This window comes from Pantoea stewartii subsp. stewartii (assembly GCF_008801695.1).
Lineage (GTDB): Bacteria > Pseudomonadota > Gammaproteobacteria > Enterobacterales > Enterobacteriaceae > Pantoea > Pantoea stewartii.
In genome coordinates, this window is sequence record NZ_VZPF01000050.1 from 24,215 (window position 1) to 38,489 (window position 14,275).

Here is a 14,275-nt window from a genome sequence, read left to right on the forward strand (position 1 = left end):
CGATGTTCGGAAAATTAACTCTGGATGCAGTGCCCTACCATGAACCGATTATCATGGTTACGGTTGCCGGCATCATCATTGCAGGTCTGGCGATCGTCTCTGCCATCACCTACTTTGGTAAGTGGAAATATCTGTGGTCTGAATGGCTGACGTCAATCGACCATAAAAAACTGGGTATCATGTATATCATCATGGCGTTCGTCATGCTGCTGCGCGGCTTTGCTGACGCCGTGATGATGCGTACCCAACAGGTTCTGGCTTCCTCCGGGGAAGCAGGCATATTGCCCCCTCATCACTACGACCAGATCTTTACCGCTCACGGCGTAATCATGATCTTCTTCGTGGCGATGCCATTCGTGGTGGGCCTGATGAACATTGCCGTACCGTTGCAAATCGGTGCGCGTGACGTTGCCTTCCCGTTCCTGAACAACCTGAGCTTCTGGTTTACCGCAATCGGTGTGATTCTGGTTAACCTGTCTCTGGGTGTCGGCGAATTCGCGCAAACTGGCTGGCTGGCCTATCCACCGCTGTCGGGGGCAGAATACAGTCCCGGCGTGGGGGTGGATTACTGGATCTGGAGTCTCCAGCTTTCCGGTATTGGTACAACCCTGACCGGTATTAACTTCTTCGTGACCATTCTGAAGATGCGTGCGCCGGGCATGGACCTGTTCAAAATGCCCGTCTTTACCTGGGCTGCGCTGTGCACCAACGTCCTGATCATCGCTGCGTTCCCGGTTCTGACCGTGACTCTGGCGCTGTTGACACTTGATCGTTACCTCGACTTCCATTTCTTTACTAATGATATGGGCGGTAACATGATGATGTACGTCAACCTGATCTGGGTCTGGGGTCACCCAGAGGTGTACATTCTTGTTCTGCCGGTGTTTGGTGTCTTCTCCGAAGTCACGGCCACCTTCTCGAAAAAACGTCTGTTTGGTTATACCTCACTGGTCTGGGCGACCATCGCCATTACCGTGTTGTCGTTCATCGTCTGGCTGCACCACTTCTTCACCATGGGTGCCGGTGCCAACGTTAACGCCTTCTTCGGTATCATGACGATGATCATCGCGATTCCGACCGGGGTTAAAATCTTTAACTGGCTGTTCACCATGTATCAGGGTCGCATTCAGATGCACTCTGCGATGCTGTGGACCGTAGGCTTCCTGGTCACCTTCTCTGTGGGTGGTATGACCGGTGTTCTGCTTGCCGTTCCGGGCGCTGACTTTGTCCTGCACAACAGTCTGTTCCTGATTGCGCACTTCCATAACGTGATTATCGGTGGTGTGGTATTCGGTTGTATGGCGGGTGTGACCTACTGGTTCCCGAAAGCCTTCGGCTTTACCCTGAACGAAACCTGGGGCAAACGTGCTTTCTGGTTCTGGATCATCGGCTTCTTCGTTGCCTTTATGCCGCTGTACGCACTGGGCTTCATGGGAATGACCCGTCGTCTGAGCCAGGATATCGATCCTCAGTTCCACTCTCTGCTGGTTGTTGCAGCGGTAGGTGCGGGTCTGATTGCCTGCGGTATTATTTGTCAGCTGATCATGTTCTACGTGTCTGTACGTGACCGCGACCAGAACCGTGACCTGACTGGCGATCCGTGGGGTGGCCGTACGCTGGAGTGGGCAACCTCTTCACCACCGCCGTTCTATAACTTTGCTGTTATCCCGCATGTGCATGAGCGTGACGCTTTCTGGGAAATGAAAGAGAAAGGCGAAGCGTACAAGCAGCCGGCTAAATATGAAGAAATTCATATGCCGAAAAACAGCGGTGCTGCGATTGTTATTGCCGCGTTTGCGACCATCTTCGGTTTTGCGATGATCTGGCATATCTGGTGGCTGGCAGGTCTTACTTTCCTCGGCATGATCGTAAGCTGGATCGTGAAGAGCTTCGACGAAGACGTGGACTACTACGTTCCTGTTGCCAAAGTAGAGAAGATTGAAAAGCAGCACTTTGACGAAATCAGCAAAGCAGGTCTGAAATAATGTCAACTACCGTAAAACACCACCACGACGCCCATGCGGAGCATGGGCATCACGATGCAGGAGCCAATAAAGTCTTTGGCTTCTGGATCTACCTGATGAGTGACTGCATTATCTTTGCAACCCTGTTTGCGACCTATGCAGTTATGGTTAACAACACCGCCGGCGGCCCGGCAGGCAAAGATATCTTTGAACTGCCGTTCGTGCTGGTTGAAACCGCCCTGCTGTTATTAAGCTCCATCACCTACGGCATGGCTGTTATCGCCATGAACAAGGAAAATAAAGGCGCCGTTATCGGCTGGCTGGCGTTGACCTTCCTGTTTGGTGCGGGCTTTATCGGGATGGAAATCTATGAATTCCATCACCTGATTGCTGAAGGCTTCGGTCCAAACCGTAGTGGCTTCCTGTCCGGCTTCTTTACACTGGTCGGTACGCACGGTCTGCACGTGACCTCGGGTCTGATCTGGATGGCCGTGCTGATGTTCCAGATCGCGAAACGCGGTCTGAACGCCACTAACCGTACCCGTATCATGTGTCTGAGCCTGTTCTGGCACTTCCTGGACGTGGTTTGGATCTGCGTGTTTACCGTTGTTTATCTGATGGGAGCCATGTAATGAGTCATTCTGTTAACGAACATGGTGCATCACACGGTAGCGTGAAGTCTTACATGATCGGCTTCATCCTCTCTATCATCCTGACGGCAATCCCGTTCTGGATGGTAATGGATGGTAGTGCTTCTCATGGAACCATCCTCGGCGTTGTGCTGGTCTGTGCAGTCGTTCAGGTGCTGGTTCACCTGGTTTACTTCCTGCATCTGGACAGCAAATCTGAGGGCGGCTGGAACATGGTGGCCATTGTCTTCTCAGCAATCATTATCCTGATTGTTGTGGTTGGCTCACTGTGGATCATGTGGAACCTCAACTACAACATGATGCCCCACTAAAGAGTCTGTGTAATGTTTAAGCAATACCTGCAAGTTACAAAGCCAGGAATTATTTTCGGGAATTTAATTTCTGTGATTGGCGGATTTTTGCTGGCCTCTAAGGGCAGCATTGATTACGCCCTGTTTCTCACCTCACTGGTTGGCGTGTCGCTGGTAGTTGCGTCAGGTTGTGTCTTCAACAACGTGATTGACCGCGATATCGACATCAAGATGGAGAGAACCAGGAATCGGGTGCTGGTTAAAGGCCTTATCTCCGCGAAAGTAAGCCTGGTGTATGCCACTGTGTTGGGTATTGCTGGCTTTGCACTGCTGTATTTCGGTGCTAACCCGCTGGCCATGTGGCTGGCGGTGATGGGATTCGTGGTATACGTTGGCGTTTACAGCCTGTATATGAAGCGTCATTCGGTTTACGGTACGCTGATTGGGAGCTTGTCTGGCGCTGCGCCGCCGGTGATTGGCTACTGTGCCGTGACCAATGAGTTTGATGCGGGCGCCCTGATCCTGCTGGCAATTTTTAGCCTGTGGCAGATGCCGCACTCCTATGCGATTGCTATCTTCCGCTTTAAGGATTACCAGGCTGCCAACATCCCGGTCTTACCGGTTGTGAAAGGTATCTCCGTGGCAAAAAATCATATTACGCTCTATATCCTGGCGTTTATGATTGCCACGCTGATGCTGACGCTGGGTGGCTATGCAGGCTATAAATATCTGGTCGTTGCCGCTGCCGTCAGCGTCTGGTGGCTCGGCATGGCACTGTCAGGTTATAAAACCTCAAACGATCGGGTTTGGGCACGTAAGCTGTTTGTCTTCTCCATCGTCGCCATCACCGCGCTGAGCGTGATGATGTCAGTGGATTTCATGACGCCTGCGTCAAAAGATTTGCTGACTTACGTGCGCTGATGTGTACCAAAACAGCATGAAACGGGCGCGATTTTCGCGCCCTTTCTTTTTGTTACGACTGCTTAAGAACTATTGTTTTACCCTTCCACTCTCCCTCCCTAAAATAAATGCAGCACATCAACAGAGGTAGGAATGAACGATAACAAAATGACTCCGGTGGAGCTGCGCGCCACATGGGGCCTTGGCACGGTCTTTTCCCTGCGTATGCTGGGAATGTTTATGGTCCTGCCGGTATTGACCACCTATGGCATGGCGCTCCAGGGAGCGAGTGAAACCTTAATCGGTCTGGCCATTGGCATTTATGGCCTGGCTCAGGCCATTTTCCAGATCCCCTTTGGCCTGCTGTCCGATCGTATTGGACGCAAGCCTCTGATTGTGGGCGGCCTGCTGCTGTTTGTCCTTGGCAGCGTGATTGCCGCCAGCACGGAATCCATTTGGGGCATCATCCTTGGCCGGGCGTTGCAGGGTTCGGGCGCGATTGCGGCCGCCGTGATGGCACTGCTGTCGGATTTAACGCGTGAACAGAACCGCACCAAAGCGATGGCGTTTATTGGCATCAGTTTTGGCGTTACCTTTGCGATTGCGATGGTGGTGGGACCGATTGTGACCCACGCGCTGGGCCTGCATGCGCTGTTCTGGATGATCGCAACGCTGGCGACGCTGGGTATTCTCATTACGCTTTGGGTGGTCCCCTCCTCCACTCAGCATGTCCTGAACCGTGAGTCGGGCATGGTGCGCGGCAGCTTTAAAAAAGTGCTGGCCAACCCGCGCCTGGTAAAACTGAATCTTGGCATCTTCTTTTTGCATATCCTGTTGATGTCGAGCTTTGTTGCGCTGCCCGACCAGTTTGAACAGGCGGGATTACCGCCATCAGAACACTGGAAGGTCTATTTAACGACCATGCTGATCGCCTTTGCGGGCGTCGTGCCTTTTATCATTTATGCAGAAGTGAAGCGCAAAATGAAGCGCGTCTTTGTCGGCTGTGTCGGCATGATGGTCATCGCAGAAATTGTTTTATGGGGCGCGCAGGGCCATTTCTGGACGCTGGTGCTCGGCGTACAGCTCTTCTTCCTCGCCTTTAACCTGATGGAAGCCATCCTGCCTTCCCTGGTCAGTAAGGAATCGCCTGCCGGTTACAAAGGGACAGCAATGGGGCTTTACTCCACCAGCCAGTTTCTGGGCGTTGCGATCGGCGGAAGCCTGGGCGGTTGGGTGTTCGGTCATTTTGATGCGCAAACTGTGTTTATGGTGGGAGCGATTGTGGCGGCAATCTGGCTGTTCGTCAGTATGACCATGCAGGAACCGCCCTACGTCAGCAGTCTGCGCATTGTGCTGAGTGATGCGGCGCTGGCAGTACCGAACCTGGAGAAGCGCCTGAAGGCCCAGCCTGGAGTGAACGCGGTGCTGATCGTACCGGAAGAAAAAAGCGCTTACATTAAGATAGACAGTAAGATCACCAGCCGACCGGAGCTTGAAGCCCTTATCGGCGGTGGCTAATCCCCTGCCCTCACCGGGTTTGTCGTCTTTGACAGACCCGGTTCCTCCCGTTTATCCCCGCGAAAAATGCGTCCCTCTGGTCACGCAGATTCCGTCACGGACATCAGCACCTTGCAGGGCAAAAGCGTTGCTGTCGCGGAAGGGGATCAGTGACAGCCTGACTGGTGTCACAGTCAGGCTGCCAACCCGACAGGATGCCTCAGAGGGCATCCTGTGCTCACGTGCTGAGCGGAGGGATTAATCGCGGAAGTTTTTGAACTGGAAAGGCTGGCCCAGGTTGCCATTACGCACCAGCGCCATTGCGCCCTGTAAATCATCACGAGACTTACCCGTTACGCGCAGAGATTCGCCCTGAATCTGCGTCTGCACTTTCAGCTTGCTGTCTTTAATCAGCTTCACCAGCTTTTTCGCGACGTCGCTTTCAATGCCTTTTTTCATTTTGGCATCCACGCTCCAGCTTTTGCCGCTGTGTTCAATCTCTTCTGGTACTTCCAGCGCCGCGCCTTCAATACCGCGCTTGAGCATTTTCTCGCGCAGGATATCCACCAGCTGCTTTACCTGAAAATCCGATTCACTGATGACCTTAATGGTTTCATTTTTTTCATTGAGTTCGTAACTGGCAGTGACGTTGCGAAAATCAAAACGCGTCGACAGTTCACGGTTAGCATTCTCTACTGCGTTGCGAACTTCCTGCATGTCGACTTCTGAAACGATATCGAAAGATGGCATCTCTTCTTCTCCTGAGGCTAAACTGGCATGCATAATACGCGTCTTACGGCACTAAATAAAATCGCACTGTGTAGCGCTATACTTAACTCATTGCCACAGCGCATAAATAATAAGCCCGCGAGCGGGAGGCAGCATGAAAATAACCGTATTAGGATGTGGCGCATTGGGCCAGGTGTGGCTCACCGCTCTTGCCCATTGCGGGCACGATGTCCAGGGCTGGTTACGCGTACCTCAGCCCTACTGCTCAGCAAATGTAATCGATCCGCTGGGGCGCGTGACGAACCGGACCTTCATTGCCAACGATCCGCTGTTTTTGGCGCAGAGCCAGCTGCTGTTGGTGACGCTGAAAGCCCCGCAGGTATCAACGGCCGTAAAAAATCTGGAAAGCGTGATGTCAGAAAACTGCCCGGTTTTGCTGTTGCACAATGGCATGGGCACGCTTGGCGAATTAAAAGGTCTGACGCAGCCGCTGTTACGCGGTATTACCACGCACGCCGCAATGCGGGATGGCACGGTCATTAAGCACGTCGCCACGGGCGTCACCCATATTGGTCCCGGCAACCGTAAAAGCGAGCACTGGAGTGAGGTCGCCGATGTGCTGCACGAAGCGCTGCCCGATGTCGCCTGGCATGACAATATCCGGGCGGCCTGCTGGCGTAAGCTGGCGGTAAACTGTGTGATCAACCCACTCAGCGTGGTTTACGACTGTCAGAATGGCGCACTGCGTCAGCATCAGGCCGACATCATCACCTTATGTGACGAAATCAGTTGGGTTATGGAGCGTGAAGGCCAGTCCGTGGCCAGCCAGAGCCTGCAGGATCAGGTGCTGAATGTGATTGAGACGACCGCCGCCAACACTTCATCAATGCTGCAGGATATACGCGTTCAGCGACTGACGGAAATTGAATACATCACCGGCTTTCTGCTGCGTCGCGCACGCACTCACGGCTTAGTGTTACCTGAAAACACCCGGCTGTACGACATGATTAAACGCAAGGAGTCTTATTATGGGCGCGAACGCCTCGGTACTGGTCTGTCTGGCTCATGGCAGTGAAGAGACGGAAGCCGTTACCACACTCGATCTGCTGGTCCGTGGCGGGATAAAGACGGTGACCGCCAGCGTGGAAAGCGATGGCTGCCGTGAAATCGTCTGTTCGCGCGGCGTTCGCCTGCTGGCCGACGTCCCGCTGGTCGAGGTGGCGGACAACGCCTACGATGCCATTGTCCTGCCCGGCGGACTAAAAGGAGCCGAGACATTTCGTGACAGTCCGCTGTTGGTTGAAACCGTACGCCAGTTTCATTTGTCAGGACGTATTGTTGCGGCCATCTGCGCAGCCGCTGGCACGGTACTGGTGCCGCATAACCTGTTTCCGGTCGGCAATATGACAGGGTTCCCCGGTTTAAAGTCCACCATACCGGAAGAGAAATGGATGGAACGTCGTGTCGTCTGGGATCCGCGAGTCAATTTGCTCACCAGTCAGGGACCGGGCACGGCGATGGATTTTGCGTTGAAATTAATTGATTTGCTAGCAGGCAGTGATAAAGCACGTGAGGTCGCGGCACAACTGGTGCTGGCGCCGGGTATTTACGACTATCAGGCCAGTTAAGTCGCCGGTTCAGACGCCTGCCGGACGCTCTGTGCTCGTCTTGCCCTGGTATGCAAGGCGAGCACAGGGGGAAGCGGTCAGTGACCGCTATGCGGATTACGGACGATATACCTTCACGTTTTTAAATCCCTGCTCATGCAGATAGAGCGCCTGTAATTTACTCATCACACCGCGATCGCAGTACAACAGCCAGGTTTTGTTCTGATCAAGGTCGCCAAACTGCGTACTGAGTTTGTAGAAAGGCATCGACTTCAACTCCGTTCCCGCCAGCTGTAGCGGTTTGTCTTCCTGCTCATCCACCGAGCGGATATCCAGCACGCTGTCGTTTTCGTTCAGCAAGCCGACCGTCTCAACCTCAACCACCTCTTCCTGCGTCTGCTCCGCGATTTCGCGAATATCCACATTGGTCGCCTCGGCCACCATGCGTTCCAGAATCGCGAAATCAAACTGGCTTTCTTCGGCTTCGATTTTGCCTTTTACCGCTTTGACCGTCGGGCTTTTCGAAATCACGCCACAATATTCCGGCATGGTGCTGGCAAAGTCTTCGGTGCCGATTTCACGCGCCACTTTAATAATGTGCTCTTTGTCGTGGGAAATCAGCGGACGCAAAATCAACGTATCGGAGGCATTGTCGATCAGTCGCAGATTGGTCAGCGTCTGGCTGGAGACCTGCCCCACCGCTTCACCTGTGACCAGGGCCTGTACGCCATAACGCTCCGCCACCATTGAGGCTGCACGGACCATCATACGTTTCAGCACCACGCCCATTTGACCGTCGTCGATTTTTTCTAAAATTTCGCCGACAACTGGCTCAAAGTTGATTGCCACAAAACGTACACGGTGCGAACGGCCAAAGCGGTTCCACAGATAATGGGCGACCTGACGTACGCCGATTTCATGTGCCGCGCCGCCCAGGTTAAAGAAGCAGTAGTGAACGCGGCTGCCACGACGCATCAGCATGTAGCTGGAAACGCCGGAGTCAAATCCACCCGAGATCAGCGACAGCACATCTTCCTGGGTACCAATCGGGAAGCCGCCCAGCCCTTCATAGCGTGCGGTGACCAGCGTTAAGCGGTTTTCTTCCACTTCGAGGTTAACCGTCACCTCAGGTTTCTTAAGCTGAACGGTGGCGCTGGCGATGTGCTGATTTAGCCCGCCGCCAACATAGCGCTCGACGTCCTGCGAACTGAAGCTGTGTTTGCCACGGCGCTTAACCCGCACGCAAAAGGTTTTGTTTTCCAGGCTGTCGCGATACTGTGCCAGCGTCTGCTCGAAAATATCGTGGATGTCGGTATATTCCCGCTCTTCAACCGCAAGGACATGATGAATACCCGGGATGCGCATCAGCTCATCGGGAATAATCTGCCGCATGGCTTCATCTTTGCAGCGCACTTCAATATGATCCCAAAAACGCACCACCGCGATCTCATCGCTGACCGTTTTGAGCACGTTGCGGATATTACTGGCAAGAATCTTAATAAAGCGCAGACGCACCGACTGACTCTTGATGGTGATTTCAGGAAATAACTTGACGATAAACTTCATGGCAATACAGCTTCGTTGGGCAAATAAGTGCTAAAACAGGCTGCACTTAGCTGATAAGATCATAAAATTGCGGGGTGACAGGCGCATCCGCATCCGAGGCGCGAGAGTATATCACCTTTACCCGGTGACTGCTTCTGCAACAGCATGCACATTGATTATTTTGCTAATCATTCTCTCTCAGCTACCATGACCGATTGCAAGATAACGTTCCAACCGTGAGTCGACACGAAATATGCCGAAAAAAGCCGAACAGCCAGCCAGCTTTGAAACGTCATTGCAGCAGCTGGAGCAGATTGTTAATCGTCTGGAAAGTGGTGAACTTCCGTTGGAAGACGCCCTGAATGAATTTGAGCGCGGCGTACAGTTAGCGCGCAATGGCCAGCAAACGTTGCAGCAAGCCGAGCAGCGCGTGCGCATTCTCCTCAGCGACGATAACGATGCCGACCTCTCCTCTTTCACGCCGGAAAACAACTAATGGATTTTCCTGAACTGCTCAATGCGTATCACCAGCAGGTGAACCACGCGTTGATGGGCTACCTGGATGCCCTCCCTTTTCAGAGTTCTCCTCTGGTGAATGCCATGCAGTATGGGGCACTATTAGGTGGCAAACGCATGCGCCCGTTTCTGGTTTACGCAATCGGCACCATGCTCAATGCGAATAAAGCCAGTCTCGATGTGCCTGCAGCGGCTGTCGAATGTATTCACGCCTATTCACTGATTCATGACGATTTGCCGGCAATGGACGATGATGCGTTACGTCGTGGGCAACCGACCTGCCATATCAAATATGGTGAAGATACCGCCATTCTTGCCGGTGATGCGCTACAAACGCTTGCCTTTTCTATTCTGGCCGACCAGCCCATGCCGGGCGTGAGTGCGGAATACCGCCTCGCTATGCTGTCAGAGCTGGCCAGGGCCAGCGGCGTAGCGGGCATGTGCGGCGGGCAGGCGCTGGATCTGGCGGCAGAAGGTCAGTCTGTCGATCTTCATCAACTGGAACAGATCCATCGTCACAAAACGGGGGCGTTGATTCGCTCAGCCGTGCGACTCGGTGCCTTTGCTGCCGGCGACGCGGGCCGTGAAGCGCTGCCGTATCTTGACCGCTATGCGGATGCCATCGGCCTGGCCTTTCAGGTGCAGGATGACATCCTGGATGTGACGGGCGACACAGCCGTTATCGGAAAACGTCAAGGTGCCGATCAAGATCTTGGAAAAAGCACCTATCCTTCATTGATGGGTCTGGATAATGCCCGGATTAAGGCACTGGATTTATACCAGGAAGCCGTGGATGCTTTGCACATGCTCTCTGCAAAATCCTATGACACCTCTGCCCTGAAGGCGCTGGCGCGCTTCGTAATTGAACGCGATAAATAACTTCCATGATGAGTCACTGATGAGTTTTGATACTACAAAATACCCGACACTGGCGCAGGCAGAAACGGTACAGGCACTGCGTGCCCTGCCTAAAGAAAAATTGCCTGCGCTCTGCAATGAGCTGCGCCAGTATTTATTAGACAGCGTGAGCCGCTCAAGCGGCCATTTTGCGTCGGGCCTGGGCGTGGTCGAGCTGACGGTGGCGCTGCATTACGTCTATAACACACCGTTCGACCACCTCGTGTGGGACGTCGGTCATCAGGCTTATCCGCATAAAATTTTAACCGGCCGCCGAGATCGCATTGGATCGATTCGGCAAAAGAATGGCGTGCACCCCTTTCCGTGGCGGGGAGAAAGTGAATACGACGTCCTGAGCGTCGGTCACTCCTCAACCTCCATCAGTGCCGGGCTGGGCATGGCTGCTGCGGCCGAACGGGAAGGTAAAGGGCGCCGTACCGCCTGTATTATCGGCGACGGTGCCATCACCGCAGGCATGGCCTTTGAGGCCATGAACCACGCGGGCGATATTAAACCCGATATGCTGGTTATCCTGAACGACAACGAAATGTCGATTTCTGAAAACGTCGGGGCGCTGAATAACCGCCTGGCACAGATTTTATCGGGTAAGACCTACGCGCGTCTGCGCGAAGGAGGCAAGCGCGTACTGACCGGCCTGCCGCCGATTAAAGAGTTGGTAAAACGCACCGAAGAACACCTGAAAGGCATGGTGGTGCCGGGCACCCTGTTTGAAGAACTGGGGTTCAATTATATCGGGCCGGTCGATGGTCATGATGTCCTGACGCTGGTGAATACGCTGACGAATATGCGTAGCCTGAAAGGCCCGCAGTTCCTGCATATTATGACGAAAAAGGGTAAAGGTTATGCCCCGGCAGAGCAGGATCCGATCGCCTGGCATGCGGTGCCCAAATTTGATGTCGCCAGCGGCGAACTGCCTAAGAGCGCCGAAGGATTGCCGAGTTATTCGAAGATATTCGGTAACTGGCTGTGCGAAACGGCGGCTGACGACGCGAAGCTGATGGCGATTACGCCCGCCATGCGCGAAGGGTCGGGTATGGTAGGATTCTCCCGCAAGTATCCCAACCAGTATTTTGACGTTGCCATTGCCGAACAGCACGCCGTGACCTTTGCGGCGGGCCTGGCCATTGGGGGCTATAAACCGGTTGTTGCGATTTACTCCACCTTCCTGCAGCGCGCCTACGATCAGGTTATTCACGATGTCGCGATTCAGAAGCTTCCGGTCCTGTTCGCGATTGACCGTGGCGGCATCGTTGGGGCCGACGGCCAGACGCATCAGGGTGCCTTTGATCTCGCCTATCTGCGCTGCATTCCGGATATGGTCATCATGACGCCGAGCGATGAGGACGAATGCCGCCAGATGCTTTATACCGGCTATCACTATCAGGCAGGTCCGGCTGCCGTGCGTTATCCACGCGGAACCGGCACTGGCGTTGCTCTGACGCCACTGCAAAGCCTGCCGCTGGGCAAAGGTGTGGTTAAACGTCGGGGCGAAAAGCTGGCGATCCTTAACTTCGGTACACTGCTGCCTGAAGCCAGCCACGTTGCCGAAGCGCTGAACGCCACTCTGGTGGATATGCGTTTTGTTAAACCGCTGGATGAAGCGTTAATTACCGAACTGGCCGCACAGCATGAGTCGTTGATTACGCTGGAAGAAGGCGCGATTAAGGGCGGCGCAGGCAGCGGCGTCAACGAGTTCGTGATGGCGAAATGTCTGGGCATTCCCGTTCTCAATATTGGCCTGCCTGACGAGTTCATTCCCCCGGGCACGCAGGAAGAGATGCGTCACGACTACCACCTGGACGCAGACGGTATTCAGCAGCAAATCAGTCACTGGCTGGCGCAGTAGTTCCCCTCCCCCGCTCTCTGCGGAGAGCGGTATTCCTGCTATGCTTAATTCCCCTGGAAGGACATAGCAGGAGTCATGATGAAAACCGTTCCACTCGCGAATACTGATTTAAAAGTTTCCCAGCTCTGCCTGGGCTGTATGACATTTGGTGAGCCCACCCGCGGTAAACATGCCTGGACACTGCCTGAAGAAAGCAGCCGACCGCTTATCAGGCAGGCGCTGGAGGCCGGGATTAACTTCTTCGACACCGCTAACAGCTATTCAGACGGCAGTAGTGAGGAGATTCTGGGGCGAGCGCTCAGGGATTGTAAGCGTCTTATTCAGACCGTCTGTGCAGCGCCCTCCGGTTCCGGGAAAATAGTGTCCATCATTTTTTAATGGACACTATCGCGTGAAACACCGGACATGGCTCCTTGAGGTACTTCGCCTCCACTTTGAAGAAAAACTGCCACGCATTGAGGCTGGACGCCGGTTGGGCATCCCCAAAACCACGGCCTGCGATCTCTTTGTTCGCTTCAGGAAGGCCGGTCTCTCCTGGCCTTTGCCGCCACGGATCAACGCCAAAAATCTGGATAAGCGGCTTTACCAACAGACATCCAGAAAATCATCCGTTCTTCCCCTAGCCCCTGCTCCCTGTGAAATCCCTGTCGCCCGCAAACAACCACGACGTCCCAACTTCCCCCGCGATTTCAAAATCGCACTGGTGGCGCAGTCGATGCAGCCCGGCGTCAGCGTGGCACAGCTTGCCCGTGAAAATAACATCAATGACAATCTCCTGTTCAACTGGCGGCGTCGTTATCAGCAGGAGCTGTCAGGGACTCCTGCCAGCACGCCAGCACTGATCCCCGTGGCGCTGACCGCTACCGAAAGACCGGCGAGCCCGCTGACACCCTCTGCGGAAGAGTCTCCCTGCTGTGAGCTGGTCCTGCCCGCCGGAACGCTTCGTATCAGTGGAAAGCTGACGCCTGAGCTGCTGCAGACGCTCATCCGGGAAATGCAGGGAGGGACCCGGTGATATCACTTCCTGCAGGTTCCCGCATCTGGCTGGTTGCCGGCATCACCGACATGCGCAACGGCTTCAATGGTCTGGCTTCCAGGGTGCAGAATACGTTACGGGATGACCCGTTCAGCGGGCATCTGTTCATCTTCCGCGGCCGGCGCGGCGACATGATAAAGGTACTGTGGGCCGACCGGGACGGCCTGTGCATGTTTACCAAAAGGCTGGAACGTGGCCGCTTCGTCTGGCCGGTGACCCGTGACGGCAAAATCCACCTGACGCCTGCGCAGCTGTCCATGCTGCTGGAAGGCATTAACTGGAAGCATCCCCAGCGGACGGAACGCCCTGGAATACGCATATAACCTGCTGTAAAGTGGGGTTATGGATACCTCATACCCTGATGAAAACGCCCGGCTCAGGGCGCTGCTGCAGGAGCAGCAAACGACCATCCGCAAAATGGCGGAATATAACCGTCTGCTCTCGCAGCGGGTGGCGGCGTACGCCAGCGAAATCAACCGCCTGAAGGCGCTGGTTGCTAAGCTGCAACGTATGCAGTTCGGCAAAAGCTCCGAAAAGCTGCGTGAGAAAACGGCCCGCCAGGTGCGCGAGGCAGAGGAGCGCATCAGCGCCCTGCAGGAGGAGATGGCTGAGGTGCTGGGCGAGCAGCATGACCCGGCACTCCCGCAGCTGCTGCGCCAGTCTTCCGCCCGCAAACCGCTGCCGGCCTCACTTCCCCGCGAAACCCTCACGCTGTCGCCGGCAGAAACCACCTGTCCGGCATGCGGCGGCGAACTCAACGCGCTGGGCTGCGACGTA

The 14,275-nt window shown here is 54.6% G+C and carries 15 protein-coding genes and 1 pseudogene; 14 read left to right on the forward strand and 2 right to left on the reverse strand.

Annotated elements, in window-relative coordinates; all coding sequences use genetic code 11:
- Window positions 1-2 precede the first annotated feature (2 nt).
- From cyoB to F7Q90_RS15485, 5 genes are all read left to right on the forward strand, one after another.
- Window positions 3-1,985: a cytochrome o ubiquinol oxidase subunit I gene (gene cyoB / locus F7Q90_RS15465; RefSeq protein WP_006117965.1), complete on the forward strand. Its 1,983-nt coding sequence runs from the start codon at window positions 3-5 to the stop codon at window positions 1,983-1,985.
- Window positions 1,985-2,596, forward strand: a complete 612-nt coding sequence (locus F7Q90_RS15470; protein WP_006117966.1) for a cytochrome o ubiquinol oxidase subunit III — start codon at window positions 1,985-1,987, stop codon at window positions 2,594-2,596. The genes cyoB and F7Q90_RS15470 overlap by 1 nt, the downstream gene beginning before the upstream one ends.
- Window positions 2,596-2,925 (forward strand): cytochrome o ubiquinol oxidase subunit IV, encoded by a 330-nt coding sequence (locus F7Q90_RS15475; protein WP_006117967.1) that lies wholly within the window; start codon window positions 2,596-2,598, stop codon window positions 2,923-2,925. Before F7Q90_RS15470 ends, F7Q90_RS15475 begins: the two co-directional genes overlap by 1 nt.
- 12 nt (window positions 2,926-2,937) lie before the next feature.
- Window positions 2,938-3,825, forward strand: coding sequence for a heme o synthase (cyoE, locus tag F7Q90_RS15480; protein WP_006117969.1), 888 nt, complete (start codon window positions 2,938-2,940; stop codon window positions 3,823-3,825).
- Window positions 3,826-3,957: 132 nt separating this feature from the next.
- Window positions 3,958-5,322 (forward strand): MFS transporter, encoded by a 1,365-nt coding sequence (locus tag F7Q90_RS15485; RefSeq protein ID WP_006117970.1) that lies wholly within the window; start codon window positions 3,958-3,960, stop codon window positions 5,320-5,322.
- A 237-nt stretch (window positions 5,323-5,559) separates the two neighbouring features.
- Here F7Q90_RS15485 and F7Q90_RS15490 read toward each other — a convergent pair whose 3' ends face one another.
- A complete protein-coding gene (locus F7Q90_RS15490; RefSeq protein ID WP_006117971.1) occupies window positions 5,560-6,051 on the reverse strand; it encodes a YajQ family cyclic di-GMP-binding protein in 492 nt (163 codons plus the stop codon).
- 133 nt (window positions 6,052-6,184) lie between these two features.
- Between F7Q90_RS15490 and panE the strand changes: the two genes are divergently transcribed.
- Window positions 6,185-7,105, forward strand: a complete 921-nt coding sequence (panE, locus tag F7Q90_RS15495) for a 2-dehydropantoate 2-reductase (protein WP_006117972.1) — start codon at window positions 6,185-6,187, stop codon at window positions 7,103-7,105.
- Window positions 7,059-7,658 carry a protein deglycase YajL gene (yajL, locus tag F7Q90_RS15500; RefSeq protein ID WP_006117973.1) on the forward strand — a complete coding sequence of 200 codons (600 nt, stop codon included), beginning with the start codon at window positions 7,059-7,061 and terminating at the stop codon, window positions 7,656-7,658. The genes panE and yajL overlap by 47 nt, the downstream gene beginning before the upstream one ends.
- Window positions 7,659-7,754: 96 nt before the next feature.
- Here the strand turns inward: yajL and thiI are convergent, their stop codons facing one another.
- A complete protein-coding gene (thiI, locus tag F7Q90_RS15505; RefSeq protein WP_006117974.1) occupies window positions 7,755-9,203 on the reverse strand; it encodes a tRNA uracil 4-sulfurtransferase ThiI in 1,449 nt (482 codons plus the stop codon).
- Between the two features lie 232 nt (window positions 9,204-9,435).
- Here thiI and xseB point away from each other — a divergent pair, with 232 nt between their 5' ends.
- The 7 genes and pseudogenes from xseB to F7Q90_RS15540 form a co-directional block, all read left to right on the forward strand.
- The gene (gene xseB, locus F7Q90_RS15510; protein WP_006117975.1) at window positions 9,436-9,678 is read left to right on the forward strand and encodes an exodeoxyribonuclease VII small subunit; all 243 of its coding nucleotides are present in this window, start codon (window positions 9,436-9,438) and stop codon (window positions 9,676-9,678) included.
- Entirely contained in the window at window positions 9,678-10,577 is a 900-nt protein-coding gene (gene ispA, locus F7Q90_RS15515; protein WP_006117976.1) for a (2E,6E)-farnesyl diphosphate synthase, read from the forward strand. Before xseB ends, ispA begins: the two co-directional genes overlap by 1 nt.
- 19 nt (window positions 10,578-10,596) lie before the next feature.
- Window positions 10,597-12,462 carry a 1-deoxy-D-xylulose-5-phosphate synthase gene (gene dxs / locus F7Q90_RS15520; RefSeq protein WP_006117977.1) on the forward strand — a complete coding sequence of 622 codons (1,866 nt, stop codon included), beginning with the start codon at window positions 10,597-10,599 and terminating at the stop codon, window positions 12,460-12,462.
- Window positions 12,463-12,540: 78 nt separating this feature from the next.
- A pseudogene (locus F7Q90_RS15525) lies at window positions 12,541-12,798 on the forward strand (aldo/keto reductase); the annotation flags it as partial.
- 55 nt (window positions 12,799-12,853) lie between these two features.
- Window positions 12,854-13,477, forward strand: a complete 624-nt coding sequence (gene tnpA / locus F7Q90_RS15530; protein WP_151161030.1) for an IS66-like element accessory protein TnpA — start codon at window positions 12,854-12,856, stop codon at window positions 13,475-13,477.
- The gene (gene tnpB, locus F7Q90_RS15535; protein ID WP_006117592.1) at window positions 13,474-13,821 is read left to right on the forward strand and encodes an IS66 family insertion sequence element accessory protein TnpB; all 348 of its coding nucleotides are present in this window, start codon (window positions 13,474-13,476) and stop codon (window positions 13,819-13,821) included. Before tnpA ends, tnpB begins: the two co-directional genes overlap by 4 nt.
- Window positions 13,822-13,840: 19 nt before the next feature.
- On the forward strand, window positions 13,841-14,275 hold a 435-nt coding region (locus F7Q90_RS15540; protein WP_211369702.1), incomplete at its 3' end, for a transposase.

What these genes read in the sequence shown, in the direction of transcription:
- cyoB (WP_006117965.1), top strand. Translation starts at nt 3, where the DNA reads ATGTTCGGAAAATTAACTCTGGATGCAGTGCCCTACCATGAACCGATT.
- F7Q90_RS15470 (WP_006117966.1), top strand. Translation starts at nt 1,985, where the DNA reads ATGTCAACTACCGTAAAACACCACCACGACGCCCATGCGGAGCATGGG.
- F7Q90_RS15475 (WP_006117967.1), top strand. Translation starts at nt 2,596, where the DNA reads ATGAGTCATTCTGTTAACGAACATGGTGCATCACACGGTAGCGTGAAG.
- cyoE (WP_006117969.1), top strand. Translation starts at nt 2,938, where the DNA reads ATGTTTAAGCAATACCTGCAAGTTACAAAGCCAGGAATTATTTTCGGG.
- F7Q90_RS15485 (WP_006117970.1), top strand. Translation starts at nt 3,958, where the DNA reads ATGAACGATAACAAAATGACTCCGGTGGAGCTGCGCGCCACATGGGGC.
- F7Q90_RS15490 (WP_006117971.1), bottom strand. Translation starts at nt 6,051, where the DNA reads ATGCCATCTTTCGATATCGTTTCAGAAGTCGACATGCAGGAAGTTCGC.
- panE (WP_006117972.1), top strand. Translation starts at nt 6,185, where the DNA reads ATGAAAATAACCGTATTAGGATGTGGCGCATTGGGCCAGGTGTGGCTC.
- yajL (WP_006117973.1), top strand. Translation starts at nt 7,059, where the DNA reads ATGGGCGCGAACGCCTCGGTACTGGTCTGTCTGGCTCATGGCAGTGAA.
- thiI (WP_006117974.1), bottom strand. Translation starts at nt 9,203, where the DNA reads ATGAAGTTTATCGTCAAGTTATTTCCTGAAATCACCATCAAGAGTCAG.
- xseB (WP_006117975.1), top strand. Translation starts at nt 9,436, where the DNA reads ATGCCGAAAAAAGCCGAACAGCCAGCCAGCTTTGAAACGTCATTGCAG.
- ispA (WP_006117976.1), top strand. Translation starts at nt 9,678, where the DNA reads ATGGATTTTCCTGAACTGCTCAATGCGTATCACCAGCAGGTGAACCAC.
- dxs (WP_006117977.1), top strand. Translation starts at nt 10,597, where the DNA reads ATGAGTTTTGATACTACAAAATACCCGACACTGGCGCAGGCAGAAACG.